21 protein-coding genes are annotated in these 21074 nt (G+C 41.1%); 8 read left to right on the top strand and 13 right to left on the bottom strand.

Going from position 1 to position 21074, the window contains the following annotated elements; genetic code table 11:
* The first annotated feature begins 169 nt into the window (after positions 1 to 169).
* Positions 170 to 955, top strand: coding sequence for a hypothetical protein (locus H9629_RS13875; RefSeq protein ID WP_064095440.1), 786 nt, complete (start codon positions 170 to 172; stop codon positions 953 to 955).
* A gap of 432 nt (positions 956 to 1387) precedes the next feature.
* Here the strand turns inward: H9629_RS13875 and H9629_RS13870 are convergent, their stop codons facing one another.
* From H9629_RS13870 to H9629_RS13860, 3 genes are all read right to left on the bottom strand, one after another.
* The gene (locus H9629_RS13870; RefSeq protein ID WP_191731311.1) at positions 1388 to 2437 is read right to left on the bottom strand and encodes a 3-deoxy-7-phosphoheptulonate synthase; all 1050 of its coding nucleotides are present in this window, start codon (positions 2435 to 2437) and stop codon (positions 1388 to 1390) included.
* A gap of 521 nt (positions 2438 to 2958) precedes the next feature.
* On the bottom strand, positions 2959 to 3489 hold the full coding sequence (locus H9629_RS13865; protein WP_191731310.1) for a hypothetical protein: 531 nt from the start codon (positions 3487 to 3489) through the stop codon (positions 2959 to 2961).
* Between the two features lie 220 nt (positions 3490 to 3709).
* On the bottom strand, positions 3710 to 4822 hold the full coding sequence (locus tag H9629_RS13860; protein WP_064095363.1) for an S-(hydroxymethyl)glutathione dehydrogenase/class III alcohol dehydrogenase: 1113 nt from the start codon (positions 4820 to 4822) through the stop codon (positions 3710 to 3712).
* A gap of 121 nt (positions 4823 to 4943) precedes the next feature.
* Here H9629_RS13860 and H9629_RS13855 point away from each other — a divergent pair, with 121 nt between their 5' ends.
* The 3 genes from H9629_RS13855 to H9629_RS13845 all read left to right on the top strand — a co-directional run bounded on the left by H9629_RS13855 (position 4944) and on the right by H9629_RS13845 (position 7847).
* Positions 4944 to 6500 carry a phospholipase D family protein gene (locus H9629_RS13855; RefSeq protein ID WP_191731309.1) on the top strand — a complete coding sequence of 519 codons (1557 nt, stop codon included), beginning with the start codon at positions 4944 to 4946 and terminating at the stop codon, positions 6498 to 6500.
* A gap of 273 nt (positions 6501 to 6773) precedes the next feature.
* Entirely contained in the window at positions 6774 to 7211 is a 438-nt protein-coding gene (locus H9629_RS13850; protein ID WP_191731308.1) for a hypothetical protein, read from the top strand.
* A gap of 159 nt (positions 7212 to 7370) precedes the next feature.
* Complete coding sequence (locus H9629_RS13845; RefSeq protein ID WP_191731307.1) at positions 7371 to 7847, top strand: pyridoxamine 5'-phosphate oxidase family protein; 477 nt, start codon at positions 7371 to 7373, stop codon at positions 7845 to 7847.
* A gap of 92 nt (positions 7848 to 7939) precedes the next feature.
* Here H9629_RS13845 and H9629_RS13840 read toward each other — a convergent pair whose 3' ends face one another.
* The 7 genes from H9629_RS13840 to H9629_RS13810 all read right to left on the bottom strand — a co-directional run bounded on the left by H9629_RS13840 (position 7940) and on the right by H9629_RS13810 (position 14728).
* A complete protein-coding gene (locus H9629_RS13840; protein WP_191731306.1) occupies positions 7940 to 8524 on the bottom strand; it encodes a uracil-DNA glycosylase family protein in 585 nt (194 codons plus the stop codon).
* Between the two features lie 32 nt (positions 8525 to 8556).
* On the bottom strand, positions 8557 to 9267 hold the full coding sequence (locus H9629_RS13835) for an SGNH/GDSL hydrolase family protein (RefSeq protein ID WP_191731305.1): 711 nt from the start codon (positions 9265 to 9267) through the stop codon (positions 8557 to 8559).
* A gap of 206 nt (positions 9268 to 9473) precedes the next feature.
* Positions 9474 to 10532 (bottom strand): fatty acid desaturase, encoded by a 1059-nt coding sequence (locus tag H9629_RS13830; RefSeq protein WP_191731304.1) that lies wholly within the window; start codon positions 10530 to 10532, stop codon positions 9474 to 9476.
* A gap of 292 nt (positions 10533 to 10824) precedes the next feature.
* Positions 10825 to 11568: an SDR family oxidoreductase gene (locus tag H9629_RS13825; protein ID WP_191731303.1), complete on the bottom strand. Its 744-nt coding sequence runs from the start codon at positions 11566 to 11568 to the stop codon at positions 10825 to 10827.
* 47 nt (positions 11569 to 11615) lie between these two features.
* A complete protein-coding gene (locus H9629_RS13820; RefSeq protein ID WP_064102936.1) occupies positions 11616 to 12314 on the bottom strand; it encodes a histidine phosphatase family protein in 699 nt (232 codons plus the stop codon).
* Complete coding sequence (locus H9629_RS13815; RefSeq protein ID WP_064102937.1) at positions 12311 to 13432, bottom strand: phosphotransferase family protein; 1122 nt, start codon at positions 13430 to 13432, stop codon at positions 12311 to 12313. Before H9629_RS13815 ends, H9629_RS13820 begins: the two co-directional genes overlap by 4 nt.
* 54 nt (positions 13433 to 13486) lie before the next feature.
* Complete coding sequence (locus H9629_RS13810; protein WP_191731302.1) at positions 13487 to 14728, bottom strand: acyl-CoA dehydrogenase family protein; 1242 nt, start codon at positions 14726 to 14728, stop codon at positions 13487 to 13489.
* Positions 14729 to 14822: 94 nt separating this feature from the next.
* Here H9629_RS13810 and H9629_RS13805 point away from each other — a divergent pair, with 94 nt between their 5' ends.
* Positions 14823 to 15740 carry a LysR family transcriptional regulator gene (locus H9629_RS13805; RefSeq protein WP_064102939.1) on the top strand — a complete coding sequence of 306 codons (918 nt, stop codon included), beginning with the start codon at positions 14823 to 14825 and terminating at the stop codon, positions 15738 to 15740.
* A gap of 228 nt (positions 15741 to 15968) precedes the next feature.
* A complete protein-coding gene (locus H9629_RS13800) occupies positions 15969 to 16529 on the top strand; it encodes a thermonuclease family protein (RefSeq protein ID WP_064102940.1) in 561 nt (186 codons plus the stop codon).
* An 80-nt stretch (positions 16530 to 16609) separates the two neighbouring features.
* Here the strand turns inward: H9629_RS13800 and H9629_RS13795 are convergent, their stop codons facing one another.
* From H9629_RS13795 to H9629_RS13785, 3 genes are read right to left on the bottom strand one after another with little or no spacing between them, the layout of a single operon-like run.
* Positions 16610 to 16717 (bottom strand): DUF2474 family protein, encoded by a 108-nt coding sequence (locus H9629_RS13795; RefSeq protein ID WP_144724873.1) that lies wholly within the window; start codon positions 16715 to 16717, stop codon positions 16610 to 16612.
* A gap of 9 nt (positions 16718 to 16726) precedes the next feature.
* Positions 16727 to 17731 (bottom strand): cytochrome d ubiquinol oxidase subunit II, encoded by a 1005-nt coding sequence (gene cydB, locus H9629_RS13790; protein ID WP_064102941.1) that lies wholly within the window; start codon positions 17729 to 17731, stop codon positions 16727 to 16729.
* A complete protein-coding gene (locus tag H9629_RS13785; RefSeq protein WP_064095351.1) occupies positions 17728 to 19173 on the bottom strand; it encodes a cytochrome ubiquinol oxidase subunit I in 1446 nt (481 codons plus the stop codon). The genes cydB and H9629_RS13785 overlap by 4 nt, the downstream gene beginning before the upstream one ends.
* Positions 19174 to 19429: 256 nt before the next feature.
* On the opposite strand from H9629_RS13785, the gene H9629_RS13780 reads away from it, so the two are divergent.
* Both H9629_RS13780 and H9629_RS13775 read left to right on the top strand, forming a co-directional pair.
* Entirely contained in the window at positions 19430 to 19870 is a 441-nt protein-coding gene (locus tag H9629_RS13780) for a MarR family winged helix-turn-helix transcriptional regulator (RefSeq protein WP_064095350.1), read from the top strand.
* Positions 19870 to 21072, top strand: coding sequence for an MFS transporter (locus tag H9629_RS13775; protein WP_064102960.1), 1203 nt, complete (start codon positions 19870 to 19872; stop codon positions 21070 to 21072). The genes H9629_RS13780 and H9629_RS13775 overlap by 1 nt, the downstream gene beginning before the upstream one ends.
* Positions 21073 to 21074: the final 2 nt, after the last annotated feature.

The following is a 21074-nucleotide window of genomic DNA, read 5'->3' as shown; positions in this document are numbered from 1 at the left end:
GAAATTGCAAAAGTGCATATTCTAAAAGCGGACATTTTTACTTTGGAGAAACCGGACATTTCTATTTTGGGCTTACAATTTTGACTTCGCATAAGGTGTATTATGTTAATTTTAGGAAAACTAAACTCACTCAGACTTAAAATAATAAAATCCATTCAAGAGAAAAATAATGCAGAAAAAGATAATGGTCTCTTTATGTTTGGTTCTTCTCACAGGATGTTTTCAGCGAGAGAAACCTATGTTTCCAAAAGAGGGAAATATTGAGACATGGAAGCAAAATGATCATTTAGTTGTGAAAGCTAAACTTGGTCCAAGGAGAGAACATGTTGATACAGGTTGTAAAAGATGTGAAGCAGAGTTTTATCAACCAGAACATGAACAATATATTGGTCAGTTTCCAATAGATTATGTACCTGAAAAATTTCCAAAAATTAGTGTAGTAGAAGCGGAAAGTCTGCCATTCCCTTATTCTAATGGACAACTTGAGTTTGACTTAATGCTCAATGGCTCAACTGCACAGGCAACAGATCGAACGATAAATAGTGATCAAGGATTAGATCATCCAGATCAAGTAAAAGTTAGACTGCTAAATACAAGGCTTGATGGTAGAACAAGTGATGTAATTAATTACAGGTTGAAAAATAAACCGAATGATTTTAATGCAGAAAATTCAAATAAGTATGGTATGCAATGTTGGCGTAATCAATCAACAGATAGTTTGCGATGCTATGGACAATCAAAACATAAAGTAGACGTGGGTGTTCTTTTTAAGAATATGGGTGGGGATCAAAGTAATTGGGTGTTGGCAGAATCATGGGAGCCTTTATATGGGGGGATTACAATAGAGTGGAGTATAGATAAACGTAATTTGCATAGATGGAAAGAGGTGGATGCTGCAATTTGGAGACTTTTAGACACATGGAATGTATCTCCAATTTCGGATTCAAGCCAGTAAAATAGTCATCACTATCTTTTATTTAACATAATAGCGATTATGCGAAATGCATTTTTAAATAATGTTATTTATCAAATATTTAACTCAATAAATCCAAAACCCAAAAGATCAAAAAACATACGTTTTAATAACTAGTGTGTTTTTTGATCAACTTTGTAATGTTTCGCCAATAAAATTGATTGTTTTTTGATCAAATCGAGGATTTTTTCAATGTTCCCGGTCTTCCCAGGGCAAAAACTATCCCCAATTTCTGGGGATAACATTTAGACATATATTATGCATATCTTAGTAAAAATTAATCTCGACCTTTGCATCTATTTATTCATTATATTTTTAAACTATTTAATGAGCAATTTTAAACATCAAGGTAAATTCCCTCATTAGCTTCTTCTGCCTTCCCCCAATGACTTGGAGAAAGACAGAACCTGATTTTTAAGCACTACGCCTTAAACCTTCAAGTCGCAGTGAGTCAGTCATATTTAACAACATCTGTTCGGTTTTAGCCCAACCCAGACATCCATCAGTGATTGATTGACCATAAGTCATTTGCTCAGAGATTTTCTGATTTCCATCGACCAGATGACTTTCAAGCATTACACCGCGAACCTTGGTGTGTAAACGTTCTGCCAGGATCTGTTTCAGCACTTCAGGTTGTAGCATCGGATTTTTTGAGCTGTTGCCATGACTACAGTCAATCACCAGTGCCGGCAATTCCATCTGATGTTTTGCCTGTATTTTCTCGATTTCAGCCAGCTGGTAATTAGGTCCACTATTTGAACCACGTAAAATTAAATGCGCTTTAGGATTACCTTGAGAATGTAAAATACATGGCAAACCGGACTGGCTCATACCCAGGAATTGATGCGGATGAGAGGCAGACTGAATAGCATCTAGGGCAATCTGGATCGAACCATCAGTACCATTTTTGAAACCAATGCTATATGGCATATGACTTGAGATTTCACGGTGAATTTGTGATTCGCTGGTACGTGCTCCAATCGCGCCCCAAGCCAGCAGATCATCGAAATAAGCGGTTGCCATCGGGCTGAGAATTTCCGAAGCGATTGGCAGACCCATTTCAATAATTTTAAGATATAAGTCACGGGATTTTTCCAGACCCAGTTGCATATTGGATGAACCATCCAGATTCGGATCGTAAAGGAAACCTTTCCAGCCTACCGTAGTCCGCGGTTTTTCAATATAAGTACGCATGACCAGAAAAATCTGATCAGAAACCTGAGTTTGTAGCTGTTTTAATTTTTTTGCATATTCTAGCGCGCAAGCTTCATCATGAATGGAACATGGGCCTGTAATCACCATTAATCGATGATCTCTGCCTTCTAATATATTTTGAACAGTTTGACGATGTTCAGCGACCTGGCTAGCTAATTGTGGAGACAGTGGCAATTGCTGCTTAAGTTGCTGGGGTAAAGTTAAAATGCTTTCAGCGTGATGTTGTTGTGATGTATTTGGGGTATTCATGACTTTAATCCTGGGACTGTAAAGCAGTCCAAACTTTTATTTGAGCGTTATGGGTCTAATCGAAACTGTTTTGAGGGTCATTAGCTGACTAAAATAAGACCAATAAAAGCTATTAAAGTATGAATAGTTAAATGTTGTCATGATTGTCTCCAAAATATTCTTAAAAATTAAAGGCATAAAAAAACCTGATCAGGGTTGCCGATCAGGTATAAACTGGTGGGCAACCTTTTCATTGCCCAAACGCATTCAGGCAATTATCTAAACTGCCAGAAATAAAAATATGCGTTTGAAATGAGAGGTTGCGTTAACATATTATGTCTTTCATAAAATATGAATCTGAAATTAAAATACGCGCTCTAGGATCATTTGACAAGTATTAAATATAAAAAAATATTTATTAACTTTTCTACTTTTTTTTATGATTTTATCACACAGTTAAATATATCAATAAAAATGGCAAAACCCACAGAAATGTAGATTTTGCCAACAGTACTTCACTTCATTTTCATGAAGATGAATAATTAACGTGAAACACGATTCCAGGCATCACGTACTGCAAATTTCGCCTGTTCCCAGTTTAAACGAGATTCGCCTTTCATTTGTTCCCATTTTAATTTCAGATCTGGTTCTGCATCTTCAAAACGGGTGTGGGCATCATAGCTGCTACGGTTTTCATAACCTACGCGGTAAGCAGTATCGTAATCACGGTCATAATCCAGATCGCTGTATGTGGTACGGGCATCTGAATAGTATGGGGTATTTACAGAATTATCACGCCAGTAAGCCTGTTCTTCGGTTGGATTTACTGCTTCGCCTATACCTTTACCGGCCAGACCACCGACCACAGCACCCACAACACCACCTACAGCAGCACCAACAGGACCACCTGCTGCACCAACTGCTACGCCTGCGGCTGCACCGCCTGCAGCACCCAAACCTGTTCCTACAGGATGTGCACCAGGTTCACCAGTAATCGGATCTGCATTTAAATCGTCGCGGACATCTTTTGGAGAGTTCTTAATAACATCACGATCAAAATTATCATTCGACATAAAACTTATCCTTATTTTTTAAAATGGTTTCAATCACGTATGTTGATACGTTCTATTTAATATAAACATCTGGAATGTAATGACCTTAGTTTGCTTGTGTTCTTTGGGTGAGTCTGTGTGATGCTTTAATGCACTAATGTATCCTGAATCAAGTGAAATCCGCATAAAAAAAGACCGGTTTAATACCGGTCTTTTTTTATCTTAAGCCTACGATAATCATTTATTCAAAATGAATAACCGTACGGATTGATTTACCTTCATGCATCAGGTCAAAAGCTTCATTGATCTGATCTAATGGCATGGTATGAGTTACAAAAGGTTCAAGCTGAATTTCACCTTTCATTGACTGCTCTACCATTCCCGGTAATTGTGAACGGCCTTTCACGCCCCCAAAAGCGGTACCCATCCATTTACGCCCTGTGACTAACTGGAATGGACGGGTTGAAATTTCTTTACCCGCACCGGCTACGCCAATAATCACCGACTGGCCCCAGCCACGGTGCGCGCATTCCAGTGCTGAACGCATCACATCCACATTACCGATACATTCGAATGAATGGTCTACACCCCAACCGGTCATTTCGACGATCACTTGCTGGATTGGCTGATCATAGTCTTTTGGATTCAAGAAATCTGTCGCACCAAACTGTTTTGCCAGTTCAAACTTATCTGGATTGGTATCTACCACAATAATACGGCCGGCTTTTGCCTGGCGGGCGCCCTGTACCACAGCAAGACCAATACCGCCTAAACCAAATACAGCAACACTGTCACCTTCCTGTACTTTGGCAGTGTTATGGACAGCACCAATGCCTGTCGTCACGCCACAGCCCAGCAGGCAGACATGCTCATGGTTAGCTTCAGGATTAATTTTTGCCAAGGATACTTCAGCAACTACGGTATATTCAGAGAATGTTGAACAGCCCATGTAATGGTAGATTGGCTCGCCGTTATAAGAAAAACGCGTAGTTCCATCTGGCATGACACCTTTACCTTGGGTCGCCCGTACAGCAACACACAGGTTGGTTTTTCCAGATTTACAGAACAAGCACTCACCACATTCAGCAGTATAAAGTGGAATTACGTGATCACCTGGTTTCAGACTGGTGACACCTTCACCCACTTCAACCACTACACCTGCACCTTCATGACCCAGGATTGCAGGAAATACACCTTCAGGGTCTTCACCAGACAAGGTAAATGCATCGGTATGACACACACCTGTATGGCTAATTTTCACCAGTACTTCACCTGCTTTTGGTGGAGCAACATCCACCTCAACAATCTCTAAGGGTTGGCCCGGACCAAACGCAACCGCTGCACGTGATTTCATGTAAAACTATCCTTTTTTTGCTGGTTTACAGATGACTAACAGTAACCTCTTTCTATTCGTAGATTCAACTATTAACATCGGGAGTTAAGGAATAAAAAATCCTATAATCAATGGAAGATCAATGACTAAACCTTCACCGTTTATCTGTTTAAGTGTTTTTACTTTAACCCTCATGATTTCTGGCTGCGAACTGGCTCCCAACACTGCCAAAGATGCAGAAATTACTCCAGCCCAACCCGCGCAATGGATAGAGGGTCAATTTTCAAAACAGCAGATTCATGAAGGGAAAACTGCTTTTTTACCCTTATATGACGGCTTTATAAGCATGGCGGCACGCCTGTACCTGATTAATAAGGCCCATCACCATCTTGATCTGCAATATTATATCTGGAAAGATGATTATATCGGTAACATGATGTTGGCCCAACTGTTAAAAGCTGCGGAGCGTGGAGTCAAGGTACGGTTACAGATTGATGATCAGAATGGTACGCAGCTAGATGACAAATTGCTGGCCCTAAGCCAGCATCCAAATATTCAGGTAAAGCTTTTTAATCCCTATAAATTTCGTAAATTACGTGCACTTGATTATGGTTTCCGGATGAAACAGGTTAATCATCGCATGCATAATAAACTGATCATTGCTGATGGAACTGCAGCAGTGACTGGTGGTCGTAATATCAGCAGTGAATACTTTGATGCCAGTGAAGATTTCCAGTTTACCGATGTCGATATCTTTTTTACAGGTCAAAGCGTAAATGCTGCGAATCAGACCTTTATCAAGTTCTGGAATGATGATCTTAGTTATAATCTTCAGCAGGTGCTAAATGATGCAGGCAATCCTGAAATGCTCAAAAAACTCAAAACTGAGTTTGCGCGCGAAGATGTTGATGAAACTGAATTAAAACGCCGGGTAGGAATAGCCGAGAAACAAGTCGAACAGCAATTGAAAAAACAGCCCGTTCACTGGGCACCTGCTTATTTCGTCGCGGATACTCCCGCTAAAGCACGTCCCCATGCAAAAAATGGCGATTATATTTATACTCATATGCTCGAACTCATGGGTGAGCCCAAAAAACATCTGGAACTGGTGTCTTCATATTTCATTCCAACACAAGAAGGCACCGACTATTTAACTCATCGTGCTCAACAAGGCGTCAAAATCAGAATCCTGACCAACTCTTTTCAGGCCAATGATGTGGCTCTGGTATATGCCTATTATCAACAATATCGTCAGCAGTTACTACAAAACGGCATCGAACTCTGGGAATTTAAACCTTATATTATCCGGCCTGAACGTACCTGGTATGAAGTCATGACTGGAAATATTATTCCGGCAAAGAATAAAAATAGCTCAAGTTTGCATGCCAAATTCTTTGATCTGGATGGCATGGTATTTATTGGTTCCTTCAATTTTGATCCGCGTTCAGCTTTTTTGAATACTGAAGTCGGCCTCGTGATCCAGTCGGAAGATTTCCAGAAGGAAATTACTTACGCAATGGATCAGTATTTGCCACGTATCGCTTATCAGCTCAAGCTGAATGAAAAAAATGAAATCATTTGGCTGGAATATCAAAAAGATGGTCGTATCATTCAACATTTACATGATCCAGACACTACAAAATTCCAGCGCTTCATGATGAATCTTGTGACCAAATTTCCAGGCGAATGGTTAATGTAATGACAAAAAAATTACGTTTTAATTACACAAATTATTTTAATGATTAAAAATCATAAATGAAATTTCATTTTTTGAGTAATCTCCTTCTTATCATTCCAGTCTATTCCCTGTGGGAGGAGAGATTTTCAATATTAATTAAATTCTTATACTTATATTTATTAGTTTTTTTCTTATACATTAATCAGCTCAATCACGACAAAGCTTTTACCTCCTCCCTCGATTGCTTTAAAATTACACTTTTCCAATCTTTTGCGATTATTCGCCCTCACTCCCATGCAATTTTTTGATTTAAGTCGCCAGTTTAAGTTTAGTGACATTCTGACGCCTGTTAAAACTCTCCATGATTTATCCCAGCAAGAGTGGTATCTGGCCAAGATTCGGGTTGAACATGACTGTCTGTCTGAATCCGATACAGTCGAGGGTCAGGTAGTTTTAAAATCGAATGAAAATATCCAGCTCGAACTGGAATGGCTGATTCAGGATAATGGCTATGAGTTACAGGTTTTATTTAAAGGTGTAGAAACTGAAGCTACTGATGAGGCTGGCATTATATTAAAAGGTGCTCAACTGGTCGATGAACAGCAGCAAGTGCTCTCTGCACAAGCTTTGAGCTTATGGATTGATGGTAGTTTATTACCGATGTTACCTGAAATCCGCCGGGAGATTAAAGCACGTTTAAACTTGTGGGATTATGTCGAATACGATGGCTAATCGCCTGCTCCCATTTTTCAAAGAGCCATTTGGCTCTTTTTTTATAATCTGAAACATATTTTAGATTGGTAAAGCTACCTGTGTTCAAGGTTTTTTCAGACAATGCTATATGGAAAAATTTACTATAAGCTTTATAAAAAATAATAAGAGAATCAATACATGATTTCTGATAGTGAATGGCAACAGATTCGCCAGATCGTTGCTGATGCACAACGTGCTGCCATGCATTGCTCTATTGCAACAGTCAATTCCAAAGGCTTTCCTAGTATTACCCCGATTGGAACGGTATTTTTAAATCAAAAGACCAGTATAGGTTTCTTCTTTGATACCTATTCCACTACCTTTACTGAAAATTTACAGCATCAGCCACTGGCCTGCATACAGGCTGTGAATACTAGTAAACTGTTTTGGTTGAATGCGCTGCTCAAGGGTAAATTCAAACGTTATCCAGGAGTACGTTTGTATGCAGAAATTGGCCCTTTACGTTCAGCCACATCTGAAGAAATACAGCAGGTGGAATCTCGTATTCGAGTTTTAAAATGGACTAAAGGCAGTCAGTTAATCTGGTCCAACTTTCATCATGTTCGGGATATTCAAATTCATAGCTATCGTTGGGTCGAATATCCAAATATGTGAATAATAAAAACCAAGTTACTAAGCATAAGTTAATTTCATATTTACAGTTTTAAACTTTTCTAGCTATTTTCATCTGAATATTGAATTAAATATTAAATCAGCCCCACATGCTTAAACATCAATCTGTAACTTTCGGCTTTTTTCTCTAAAGAAACCGGATAAGCGCGGGAAGATGAAGGCATACGATATAAATACAGATCACGTCCGGCAAAATGAGCCTGACTTGGTTGACCAATGCTCGGTTTGACCGTACCTTCCGGCATGGACAACATCATAGTATCTGTAGCCTTATCTCCAGTAGTCATAATATGATTGCACTGCGGCATTTGACTAAGCAGTTGCTCGATATTGGTGGGCACGACAATTTCCAGAAATTTGTCTGAAGCATTACCTTTTAAACGCCGGATCTGATAACCACTGTCAAAGATTGCAATTCCCCTTTCTTTCAAAAACTCCCGGATTAAATTTTCCTTAAACTTTTTGTTGGATAGATCTAAAAAATAATCTTTATTATTAAAAAAAATCAGTCCAAAAATCCGCCACATATCATTTTGATAGTTTGGATAATAAAAATTCATTTTCCAGCGTGTGGCAGGTGGCGGAAAACTACCCAACATCAGCAATTTGGCATTGGGCGGTAAAAATGGCGGTAACGGATGGGTTTCAATATCGGACATAGGATTAACTAAATTGAGAGATTTTTACTATTTTAGAATGCCTTCTGAATCTTGCCAGCCACTTCTTGTCCCCAAAGTGTATAAACTTCCTTACTCGGGTGAAAACCATCTGCAGCCATTTGTAAATTCATGGCACGGTATTTTTCAATATCGTATTCAATCCATTGCATATTTACCTGCTGATTTACAAATTTTTCCAGTTGCAGATTCATCTGTTTGGCATATTGGCCAAATAACCAGGCTAAAGGATTAGGCAGTGCCGGGAACATATTCATGGGGGGAACACCGGCAGCAATAACCAGCTTCGGACTAAATTTTTGCTGGATTTTGCTATAAAGTTGTTGCTGTTTCTGAATCCAGACTTCTGCAGACATGAGCCTAGTTACATCATTGACCCCAACTGAAGTAACAATTACATTATAATGCTGGACTTCCATCTGGTCCAAAGTACGCAGTACATTCGAGGTGGTATCACCGGTTTTGGCTTGCAACTTCCATTCAACCTGAAAGTCATTTTTCAGTTCATGCAGAATTGCACCCAGTAATGCATCATCCTGATGTTCTACGCCTACGCCTGCTGCCGCGGAATCTCCTAAAATGAGCAGAGACAGTTTTTTGCCTGTTCCGATTTTTCCTTTACGCGCACCTTCAGGTTCCGGAAGCCTTAAGGTATTTTTCTTAACGCGACTACCTTGAATGACAAGTGCAGGAATCAAGGCAATGGTGGCGGCTTTCAGCAACATAGCGGGCTATTTTATATAGAGATATATTTGATTTTACCTGAGTTTGTTCTTTTGAACTATTTCCTCAGCAGTCACTTTAGATGAATAATCACCTAAATTTGACTGAGATAGGATTCTTGCAAAATATAGGCTTAGATATCTTTATCTTATCTTCGATAAATAATAAAAAATCCCGCTAAAAAGCAGGATTTTTACAAGCTCACTTATCAGATTTTATAATCATTCCAGCGATTCATACGCTTGAAGGTTCCAACATCATTGAAACGTACACCTACTTCTTTCATCACTTTATGCGCCGTTTTGGATGTCAGTTGACGGATATAAAATGGCTCCTTGACCACAAAATGATGAATGGCATGAGTTGAACCAAAATTACAGCAGAATAACTGGAACGGAACCATCCACCATGGATTGAGTACCTGGGTTTGTTTGATCACATCACGTGGATCAATATCGCCATAATAATGCATATTTGAACTGACAAACTGCAAGCTAAAAGAACGGATAAAGTTCGGAATCACCCAGATGACTGCCAGCAGATTTACGATCGGCATAGCATCGACAATGCCTTGCGACCAAAGCATCTCATAACCGAACAGTGGTGTAACTGCATTTAAACCATGAAAGACCACAAACAGATAGCACAATCCATAATAAATAATGCTGAGTGGCAAAAAGCCGAGTAACTGGGAGATCATGGCAATTTTACGTTCTTTTTCAGGCTGTTTTTCCAGAAAAAGATGAATCATTTTAAACATCTGAAATGGACGCAGATACACTGACATTAACTGGTCACTAATCACCAGAATTCGGTGAATGCCCCAAGGCATACCATTACTGATGCCACGTTCTTCCAGGTCATGTTCAGTGCCTGAATATTTATGATGATGCAAATGTAAACGACGACGTGCCCAGGGACTAATCGTGTTTGGACGCGCCAGCCAGACAAGTGCCAGCATCAGATGATGGGCCCAAGGCGTTTTCTTGAAATACATATAATGAATCAGGTCATGTTCCAATTCATGCGTTAAAGATGCAAAAATCGCGATTAAAGGAATGGTAAACCATGCTGAGAGATAACCCGTTCCATATGCTACTGCGCATGTAATCATACCTGCCCACGCCAAGCCTAGAATACTTGCACCGATAAAATTCTGATGTTTAAGTATGGGATAACGAGCACGCACCTCTTCCCCAGCCTGAATAACGATACTTCTAACCTTGGAGATTCGCTGCTGGTCAGTCATATCGGAAGATGTAGACATATGGACAACCTTTGATTTTTGAACAGTTGTACATTAAAGGAAATTCTAGAAAAAAGAAGTTATCTTTCCACTTTTGAAGCGAGTATGTCTAAGTTTTGGACAGTTGAGATAATTCTTTAAATTGGAGGGAATTATGAAAATTGAGAGATTATCTTTTTCATGAAATCAACAGTCAAAATTAGTCGAATTAACTGGTCATTAATCATTAAAGTTTTTTAAGGTTTGGCTGTAATATCGTTATCATAAAAAGAGAAGCATTCTCGCTTCTCTTTTTAAATATCTAAAATTGCTTTTAGCCCAATTTATTTACCAGTTTAAGTGGTAATACTTTCATGGCTAGACCAAGTGGCAACCAAGGCCATTTCGGTACATAGGCTTTAACTGGCGCTTTTTCAATTTCTGCTGCCAATAAACGTGAACCAGTTTTCTCATCTACTTCAAAAGGTAGCTTTTTCGCCCCCTCATTGATTTCAGTCCGAATATATCCTGGGAAAATGGTGGTCACTTTTATTGGCGTATCGATCAATTCAGCTCGAATGCCTTCCGCTAAATGAGCCACGCCGGCCTTACTTGCGCCATAAGCCGTTAAATGTTTTGGCATACCACGCATGGCACTCATGGATGAGATCATGACCAGATGGCCAGAGTTTTGGGCGCGGAAAATTTCCACTGCAGCTTCACATTGTGCCAATGCCGAAATAAAGTTGGTTTCAACCGTGGCTTTATTGATAGCAAAATTACCTTTACCAATCCGGCGACCTTCACCCACACCTGCATTCACGATAATCCGGTCAATGGTGCCGAAGTCTTCTTTAAAAGCGCGCAAAACTTCAAAAACCTGATCGTAATCGGTGACATCCAGTGTTTTGGCAATGACTTTAATATTATATTGGCTTTCCAGTTCCTGCTTTAAGGTTTCCAGACGATCCAGGCGACGTGCACAAATCGCCAGGTTATAGCCTTTCTTGGCAAATTCACGTGCCATACCGGCACCGATCCCTGAACTTGCACCGGTAATTAAAATTGTTTTAGCCATGGGTTTATCCTATTCCTTTATTTTTTTACAGTAGTATTCGATATGATTTAGATCCAGGTCAGCAATTCCGGATGCTGTGCCTTGATAAAATGATGTTCATTTAAACTGAGTAGTTGTGGTTCATTACCTACCAGCCGCAGTGTCGTAATACTGGTATTGGTAATCGCCCAGTTCAAAGCAAAGGTTTTTTCTGGGCTAAGGCCCAAAATTTTGCCTACAGCCACAGAAATCACGCCACCTGAGGTATAAACGACTGCATAACGTGGGCGGCTTTTGGCCAGCTGGTCACACAGATTTTGCAAACCGGTTTCCACACGGTCTTTAAAATTCGGCCAGGATTCATCATATTCATGGTGGTAATCATCGCCGGTCCAACGTGCAATCGCACCGGTAAAAATTTTGCTGAGGTAATCCCGAGGATTTGCATGCTCTGACACGTCCTGTTTGAGCAATTCAGGCTGATTAAAACGCGGTTCATAACGTGCAAATACCTGCTGATGATTAAATTCATTCCAGGCACTATCCGTCAGAATCTCACTTTCCGGAAAACATTCTTCCAGAGATAATTTTGCTGTCTGTTGATGACGCTGCATGGAGCCTGCAACCACATAAGGTGCTTCTTTCAGAATTTCATCAAAATAGCGGCCCAAAAGCTTTGCCTGTAACTCGCCATTGGGCGAAAGCTGATCATAACTTTCTGCGCCAAAAGAGGCTTGGCCATGCCGGATCAGGTAAATAGTGGTCATTTTGGCATTATCTCTTTAAATTTCAGAATATATTTCTGTGCGATCTCATTAGCTTCCAGTTTTTGGCTGCCAATCAGTTTTAAAGCACGAATATGCAAGGCATGAATTATCACCCAGAAATCCTTAAAGGCCGGATTATTGGTTTGTTTGTGGTAATAACGATAATAAATCTGCTGGGCGATGACCGCGAGGCGGAATACACCAAACACCTCATAAAATGTCCAGTTCTCAGGCTGCAAACCGGTTTTTTCAAGATAGTAATCTACGACCTCTTTACGGGTAAACATACCTTTTAGATTGGTTGGCTGACGACGAGTCGCTTTAAAAATGGCATTATCGGTATCTTCTACCCAATAGGCCAAGGCAGAACCCAGATCCATCAGCGGATCGCCGAGAGTGGCCATTTCCCAGTCCAGTACACCAATCACTTCAGTCGGATTCTCTGGATCCAGAATGAGATTGTCAAAACGCCAGTCATTATGAATGACGCAGGTTTTAGAGTCGGAAGGAATATTTTCATTAAGCCAGTTGCGTACATATTTAAAAGATGGAACATTTATGGTCTTGGCTTTCTCATAACGATTATCCCAACCTTCTACCTGACGGCGGCAATAACCCTCACCTTTGCCCAACTTTTCCAGCTCGGTGCCTGTATAAGGAACCTGATGCAATTCGATCAGTTTATCAATCATATTGATACATAATGTCCGAATATCAGACTCAGTCAGTTGCAATTCAGGTGGCATTTTGGCGCGTGGAATAATGCCTTCGATGCGTTTCATCACATAGAAGTCACAGCCAATCACCGATTCATCCTGACAAAGCGCGACCATTTCAGGTACGACCGGATAGTACCCAGCCAAAGCTTTCTGCACATGATATTCACGTGCCATATCATGGGCTGATTTGGCTTTGGTGCCTTGTGGCGGGCGACGTAAAATTAGATCGGCATTGGCATACTTTAGACGATAGGTCCAGTTTGAAGCCCCACCTGAATATTGAGTCACTTCAACGGGGCTTTCAACATTGTTACCGTTTTGGATTAACCATTCGGTAATGGCCTGTACATCCAGTTCTTCACCTTGACGAACTCTTCCACCAACATCAATAACCGCCATAATGTTTCCTCAAAATTTTTTAATACGTTTCAATCTTCTTGTTAAAAAACCAGATTACTTTTTGCGACGAGTACTGTAGCCACGTTTTGCCAGTTCCAGTTTGGCAATCATGCCTTTATGCACTTCATCCGGGCCATCGGCCAGACGTAAGGCACGTGCCTGAGCAAAGAATCCTGTCAATGGCGTATCCCGAGAGACTCCGGCACCGCCGTGGATCTGGATCGCCATATCGACCACTTTTTCCAGCACACTTGGCGCAACGACTTTAATTGCAGAAATTTCAGTCAATGCAGCCATATTCCCTAAAGTATCCATTTTATAGGCAGCATACAAGGTCAAAAGACGCGCCTGATCAATTGCAACCCGTGCTTCCGCGACACGCTCCAGGTTGCCGCCAAGTTTTAAAATCTCTTTGCCAAATGCGCTGCGGCTCATACCACGGTCTATCATCAACTCCAAAGATTTTTCCGCCGCACCAATACAGCGCATGCAATGATGAATACGACCTGGTCCTAAGCGACCTTGAGCAATTTCAAAGCCCTGACCGGCACCACCAATAAAATTTGAAACAGGGACACGGACATTATCAAAACTGATTTCGCCGTGGCCATGTGGTGCATCATAGTCACCAAACACTGGCAGCATACGTTCGATTTTAACGCCGGCAGTATCTACCGGAACCAGAACCATCGAATGCTGATGATGACGGTCTTTTGTTTCATTTGGAGTATGCGCCATAAAAATAATGATTTTAGCATTCGGATCACCCAGACCTGATGACCACCATTTACGACCATTCAGAACAATCTCATCACCTTGAATTACCGCCGTTGCCTGCATATTGGTGGCATCACTGGATGCAACTGCAGGTTCAGTCATACAAAAGACCGAACGGATTTTTCCTTCTAAAAGTGGCATCAACCATTGCTGTTTCTGTTCTTCAGAACCATAACGCCATAAAACTTCCATATTGCCGCTATCAGGCGCATTACAGTTAAATACCGTTGGCGCAATCAGGCTACGGCCGGAAAGTTCCGCGATATGTGCATATTCCTGAACCGACAGGCCTTGACCAAGTTCTGGACAAGGAAGAAACATATTCCAGAGGCTTGCAGCTTTGGCTTTGGCTTTTAAATTTTCCAGTTCTACAGGCCATTGCCATTTGGTCCAGTCTCCCCCTTGGTTCAACTCGTGAACCTGCTGCCAGAATTCAGCTTCGACCGGTTCAATTTCTTCAGTAATAAACTTTTTAGTTCTGTTTAAATAATCCTGTGCATGTGCTGAAAGTTCAAACATTGATTCATCTCTCTAAATATTCTAATTCATACTCTTTACAACACCTTAACCCAAATTCTATTATGAACAAAATGATTTTAACCCATATAATATTATGCATAGTATTCATTCTAAAACCGTGATGGATCTTCGAAATTTCCATCGTATTGACATTAACCTTTATCCACTTTTTATTGCGATTTATGAGCAAAATAGTATTTCTAAAGCTGCACAGATTTTATCAGTTAGTCAGTCTGCTGCCAGTCACGCGTTGCAACGTTTAAGACAGCATTTACAAGATGATTTATTTGTGCGCACCGGTAGCAAAATGCAGCCTACCCCATTTTCAGAACAGATATATCCTGGAGTAAAAAACGCACTTTTTGCGATTCAAAATATTTCGATTCAGCATCAGCAGTTTAACCCTGAAATGATCCAGAGCCTGAAGATTGCGGTTCATGATGAAATTGAGCCGATGATTTTTCCTAAACTGGTTCAGCACTTTCAGCAGCTTAGCCTCGATATTCAACTTAGCAGCATGAAGCTGGATCGTAAAAATATTGCAGCAGATCTGGCGTCTCAGCAGGTCGATTTCGTCATAGATCTGGAACAAAATATTGCTGAAAAAATTCAGTTTGAGCGCCTGGTACAAGATGAATTTGTAGTATGTACACAATTGACAGAAATGAGTGAACAGATTTATCTTGCCTCCCCTCATATTGGCGTGTCCTCACGTCGTACTGGGGTTTTAGTTGAAGATATTTATTTAAATCGGAAACAGTATTCACGGCAGATTTTTTTACGTTGTCAGCATTATTCAACTGCACTACAAATTTTGCAGCAACAAAAAACAGCTATGTTGACTATTCCTAAAAATGTATTGGCACATTTACAACTGGCTTCTTGTCTTAACGTTTTTAAAGTTCCTGTAGAACTGCCTGAAATTAATATGGGTATGTATTGGCATAAAGATTTACAAGAGAATAAAAGATATCAATTTTTGAGAAGTGAAATCTATAAAATTTTTACTTAGGCTATTTATAAAGGAATTTAAATTTGCTTAGGCTATTTAAAATATTAATTTTTGATGGCCGTGGATTTATCTTATCAGCAGAAAAATATACTTAGGCTATTTTAGTCGGTACAAAACTAAACACTAAGTGATTAGCTTTTAATCCGTAGATCTACTGGCTTTGCTCTAAAATGACCCAACTTTTAGCTGTGTTCTCGCAGCTGTATCTTGCTGATTTGGATCTCGCCCTTGTTAAATCTCTCCACCAGCTGGCAAATTGTGCTGGGTCTAGTACTGCTGTGTTTTTCCTATTATCTGCTGCACAAAATTACGGTCTATTTAAAAGACATATTCCGTCCCTTTAAGAAAGGTAAAAAATATTGGTGCCGCGTAAAAGCTGTGAGTGATGGGGATACACTCACCTGCTACCGTTTTAATATCCGTCGCTCTGAAACCAAATTACGCTTTGCTTTTGTAGATGCACCAGAATCTAGTCAGGCCTATGGCAAGGAATCACAGCGACTAGTCAAAAGTATGGTGCATAATAAAATGGTTCGGGTAAAGATTACCGACATTGACCGTTATGGCCGTTGCGTCGGGGTGGTCTACCGCTATCGTAAAAATATCAATGAAGAGATTGTTAAACGTGGTGCAGCTTGGGTTTATGAGGAATACATTAAAGATAAAAACCATTTACGCTATATGATTGGACTGCAAGATAAAGCTAAGAAGCAGAAGAAGGGCCTTTGGAAACATACTCGTCCTGTACGTCCAAGTGTTTATCGCAAACAGTTAAAATCCTCAATTTAATTTTTTTATAATAGATTAATTGCAGCTAAAAAAAGTGATCAGGACATCCAGATCACTTTTTTCATCTTGGTTTTAATAATTTAGTAAGCTAAATGCACCATAAAGCGGAATGCACCGGCAATCACTGCCAGCGTTAAAAATCCCGCTAGCCATAATCCTACAAACCATAATACCTGTTTGCCTTTCATGACCGCTCCTTAATGATAGCCATCATCGCCGACCCTGACCTTATGCCGGAATACCCAATAGGACATACCCGTATAAATCACAATAATCGGGATCAGGATCAACGCACCAATCAAAGTGAATAACTGGCTATTTTCATGCGCTGCTGCCTGCCAGATGGTCACGCTTGGCGGAATAATATATGGCCACAGGCTGATTAAGAAGCCAGTATAAGCGAGGAAAACCAGCACCAGCATATAGGTAAATGGACCTAATTCACTGCGTCTCTTACAGGCACGCAAAGCCAGCCAGGTAAATAGCAGAACCAGAATTGGAACCGGCATAAAATACGTAAGTTGAGGCTGGCTAAACCAGCGTTCAGCAATTTGCGGATGGGTTAACGGCGTATATATACTCACACCGGCCAGTATGATCAGCAAGGCAATAATCAGCTTTGGCATCAGTTTAAACATTCGATCCTGCAAGTCATCTCCAGTTTTATAGATCAGCCAACCACAACCCAATGCTGCATAGAGTACTACCACACTAATACCAGTAAAAATACTAAATGGACTAAGCCAGTCCAGACCACCTCCGACATAGACACCGTTCCGGGTTTCAATGCCCTGAATATAGGCTCCTAGAATCATGCCTTGCAGAAAACTGGTAAGTACAGAGCCGCCTATAAAGGCTTTATCCCACCAATGCTTGCTACGGTTTGCCTTGAAGCGGAATTCAAAAGCCACGCCCCGGAAAATCAGAGCAATCACCATCAGAATAATTGGCATATACAATGCCGAGAGTACGGTTGAGTAAGCAAGGGGGAAAGCTGCAAATAGCCCGGCACCGCCCAACACCATCCAGGTTTCATTACCATCCCAAACCGGAGCAACAGTATTCATCATGACATCACGTTCATCCTGATGCGGGAAAAAAGGAAACAAGATACCGATTCCCAGATCGAAACCATCAAGAATGGTATATACCAGTACACCAAGACCAATAATCGCAATCCAGATTAATGATAAATCAATCATTTTTTATCCTCCTGATCCGGTTGTTCAGGAACTTCTTCAATACGCTCGCGAATACTACTTAATGGTCGACGCGAAGCCTGAACCACATCGCTATCTGTTTCATGATGCGGTCTGGAATGAATGAACTCTGGACCTTTGTGCATAAGACGTAACATGTAGTAGATCCCGATGCCAAATACCACACAGTAGACGACTACAAAAATTATCAGGGTTAGCCCCACCTGTTCGGCGGATACCGGTGACAGTGCATCCTTGGTCCGCATGATGCCGTAGACTACCCAAGGCTGACGGCCGACTTCCGTCGTAAACCATCCAGCCAGCAAGGCAATAAATCCGGAGGGACCCATAATCAAGGCAAAACGGTGTAATGCGCGGGACTCATAAAAACGACCTCGGTTACGTGCCCACGCCCCCCATAATGCCAGTAACAGCATGAGGACTCCCAGACCGACCATGATCCTGAAGCTCCAGAAAACGATTAATGAATTAGGCCGGTCTTCAGGTGCAAAATCTTTGAGTCCTGTGACCGTTCCATCCATTGAGTGAGTCAGAATCAGGCTCCCCAAGTTCGGAATTCCGATTGCATATTTGGTTTCTTCAGCTTGCATATCGGGAATCCCAAAAAGATATAAAGGCATGCCTTCATCATGATTGGTTTCCCAGTGCCCTTCTATTGCGGCCAGTTTCGCTGGTTGATGCTCAAGAGTATTAATACCATGCATATCACCAATAACCACCTGCAATGGCGCAAGTACCAGAATCAACCACATTGCCATAGAGAATGAAGTTTTAACCAGTGGATCACGACGTCCCTTGAGCAGATGCCAGGCTGCTGCAGAAGCTACCAGCAAAGCAGAAACCAGAAAAGCAGCTGTACCCATATGTGCCAGACGATAAAGGAAAGAAGGATTAAATATGATAGCAATCCAGTCTTGCGGGATAATCAGGCCATTTTCTATTGCAAAACCGTGTGGAGTCTGCATCCAGCTGTTGGAAGATAAAATCCAGAACATGGAAATACAGGTTCCAAGCGAAACCATCAAGGTCGAGAAAAAATGTGCCTTCGGTCCCACTCGTCCCCAGCCAAATAACATGATGCCGAGAAATCCGGCTTCCAGAAAGAAAGCGGTTAAAACTTCATAGGCCAGTAAAGGTCCGGTGACACTACCCGCCACCCGTGAAAACTCACTCCAGTTCGTTCCGAACTGATAGCTCATGACCACGCCTGAGACTACACCCATCCCGAATGCAACAGCGAAAATTTTCACCCAGAATTTGAACAGATCCTGAAAAATCGGGTTTTTGGTTTTGAGCCAGCGCCATTCCAGAATAGCCAGAAAACCGGCCAGCCCAATTGAAATGGCAGGAAAAATGATATGAAAAGATACAGTAAAGGCGAACTGTATTCGTGCTAACTCTAATGCAGTTAAACCCAGAGTCATAAGCTTCACCTATGTATTGTTATTTGGCATCTTTGCCTTACAATTTTTAAGTCATGAATTCTTCTAGTGACATGGCTAGCTTAGGCGCGACCATTATAAAAAGTATGTATTCTTTTGTTGGTTATTTTTTAATCATGTTAAACCATGTAACTATAGCTAGCAAAAAGAACATGCTTAATCATTTTAAAAATCCCCCCTTGAGCTTTAGATAAAACAGGCGTAAATTAAGCAAAAATTAGTTACCCAGGTTAACTATATGTTCTATCAGACTTCCAGATTTCGTTCCTTGTTGTTGCGGTGCGCACGACTCATGAGTGATGAGATCAATACTATTTTATTATCCTCTCAGCTCAATTACTCCCTATGGCAAGTGCTTTACATCATTCAAGCCCACCAACAATGTACATTGGTTGATATTTCAAGCTATTTGAATGTGTCGAAGCCCGGTATTACCAAGCGGATTCAGCAACTGGTGGAGCTGGATCTGATCGCCCAGATCGAAACTGAAGATAAGCGTCAAAAACTATTCAAACTGAGTGAACAAGGCATAGAAACCTTTGCCATGTGTTCCAAGCAGATTGATGCATTTGAAGATCAGTTACTTGAACAGATTGAGGCAAATGATCTGCAAAAAAGTAAAACCACCCTGGTACAACTTATTCAGCAGTTACAACCTAATTCTCAGGAAAATTCATGATGAGCCAAGAACAAGAAGCGCCTTTATGGACGCCCAACTTTATCCTGATCAGTCTGGTAAATTTTCAACTGGTTCTGGTGTTTTACTTGCTAGTGATTGTCATCGTCGGTTACTCGGTTGCTGAGTTAGGTGCGTCGACTGCTCAAGCCGGTCTGGTATCCGGTCTGTTTATTGTGGGTACGTTATTTGGACGATTATTGATTGGAAAATTACTGAATCGTCTAGGTTTGAAAAATACTCTTGTTATTGGTTTGACTGGTTTCCTTCTTTTTTCCGGACTGTATTTGATTCCAGCCAAGCTGGAGGTTTTATTAGGGATCCGGCTGATACACGGTTTTATGATGGGTATGGCTTCTACTGTACTGGGTACAGTGATTGCACAGACCATTCCTGCCACCCGGCGTGGTGAAGGAATTGGCTATTACAGCATGAGCAGCACCCTTGGCACAGCGATTGGTCCCTTTGTCGGAATCTGGCTGATGACAAATTTTAATTATCAGGTTATTTTCATCTTTACCAGTATCGTTGCGCTCAGCTGCCTGATTTGTGGCTTGTTCATCCAGCCACCACGCCTTAAGGCAAGTCATTCATCAGCAGATTCTACCTCGCAAAGCACCAGCAAACTGGCTCAGTATATTGAACCGAATGCCCTACCGATTGCACTGATTGTACTGCTGGTGGCTACTTCTTACTCAGGTGTACTGTCCTTTATTCATTTTTATGCCAAAGACATTAATCTGGTCGAAGCAGCATCATTCTTTTTCTTAATGTATGCCTTTGCCATTTTGCTTTCGCGTCCTTTTACCGGCCCGCTCATGGATCGTAAAGGCGAAAATATCATTATCTATCCTGCCATTGTGATTATGGCACTGGGGATATTGCTACTCAGTCAGGCGCAAAACTCTGTGATGTTACTTGCCAGTGCTGCCTTGCTTGGTTTTGGTTTTGGTAATATCCAGTCGGTGTGTCAAACCATTGCGGTGAAAAGTACGACATTGCAGCGTATGGGACTCGCAACCTCAACCTTCTTTATTGCCCTGGATGCAGGTCTTGGTTTTGGCCCTTATTTCTTGGGTATTCTGCTGGATCAGATTGGTTATCGCCAGCTTTATCTATTCTTGGCACTGCTCACCCTGAGCTGTCTGGTCTGGTATTACCTTGTGCATGGCCGTAAAGCAGGAAAAGTACAGCCTTCTCATTAAAC

Source organism: Acinetobacter pecorum (assembly GCF_014837015.1).
Lineage (GTDB): Bacteria > Pseudomonadota > Gammaproteobacteria > Pseudomonadales > Moraxellaceae > Acinetobacter > Acinetobacter pecorum.
This window is presented reverse-complemented; position numbering and strand designations above follow the sequence as displayed.

Coding starts and splice junctions, on each gene's coding strand:
- H9629_RS13875 (WP_064095440.1), top strand. CDS start 170: ATGCAGAAAAAGATAATGGTCTCTTTATGTTTGGTTCTTCTCACAGGA.
- H9629_RS13870 (WP_191731311.1), bottom strand. CDS start 2,437: ATGAATACCCCAAATACATCACAACAACATCACGCTGAAAGCATTTTA.
- H9629_RS13865 (WP_191731310.1), bottom strand. CDS start 3,489: ATGTCGAATGATAATTTTGATCGTGATGTTATTAAGAACTCTCCAAAA.
- H9629_RS13860 (WP_064095363.1), bottom strand. CDS start 4,822: ATGAAATCACGTGCAGCGGTTGCGTTTGGTCCGGGCCAACCCTTAGAG.
- H9629_RS13855 (WP_191731309.1), top strand. CDS start 4,944: ATGACTAAACCTTCACCGTTTATCTGTTTAAGTGTTTTTACTTTAACC.
- H9629_RS13850 (WP_191731308.1), top strand. CDS start 6,774: ATGCAATTTTTTGATTTAAGTCGCCAGTTTAAGTTTAGTGACATTCTG.
- H9629_RS13845 (WP_191731307.1), top strand. CDS start 7,371: ATGATTTCTGATAGTGAATGGCAACAGATTCGCCAGATCGTTGCTGAT.
- H9629_RS13840 (WP_191731306.1), bottom strand. CDS start 8,524: ATGTCCGATATTGAAACCCATCCGTTACCGCCATTTTTACCGCCCAAT.
- H9629_RS13835 (WP_191731305.1), bottom strand. CDS start 9,267: ATGTTGCTGAAAGCCGCCACCATTGCCTTGATTCCTGCACTTGTCATT.
- H9629_RS13830 (WP_191731304.1), bottom strand. CDS start 10,532: ATGTCTACATCTTCCGATATGACTGACCAGCAGCGAATCTCCAAGGTT.
- H9629_RS13825 (WP_191731303.1), bottom strand. CDS start 11,568: ATGGCTAAAACAATTTTAATTACCGGTGCAAGTTCAGGGATCGGTGCC.
- H9629_RS13820 (WP_064102936.1), bottom strand. CDS start 12,314: ATGACCACTATTTACCTGATCCGGCATGGCCAAGCCTCTTTTGGCGCA.
- H9629_RS13815 (WP_064102937.1), bottom strand. CDS start 13,432: ATGGCGGTTATTGATGTTGGTGGAAGAGTTCGTCAAGGTGAAGAACTG.
- H9629_RS13810 (WP_191731302.1), bottom strand. CDS start 14,728: ATGTTTGAACTTTCAGCACATGCACAGGATTATTTAAACAGAACTAAA.
- H9629_RS13805 (WP_064102939.1), top strand. CDS start 14,823: ATGCATAGTATTCATTCTAAAACCGTGATGGATCTTCGAAATTTCCAT.
- H9629_RS13795 (WP_144724873.1), bottom strand. CDS start 16,717: ATGAAAGGCAAACAGGTATTATGGTTTGTAGGATTATGGCTAGCGGGA.
- cydB (WP_064102941.1), bottom strand. CDS start 17,731: ATGATTGATTTATCATTAATCTGGATTGCGATTATTGGTCTTGGTGTA.
- H9629_RS13785 (WP_064095351.1), bottom strand. CDS start 19,173: ATGACTCTGGGTTTAACTGCATTAGAGTTAGCACGAATACAGTTCGCC.
- H9629_RS13780 (WP_064095350.1), top strand. CDS start 19,430: ATGTTCTATCAGACTTCCAGATTTCGTTCCTTGTTGTTGCGGTGCGCA.
- H9629_RS13775 (WP_064102960.1), top strand. CDS start 19,870: ATGAGCCAAGAACAAGAAGCGCCTTTATGGACGCCCAACTTTATCCTG.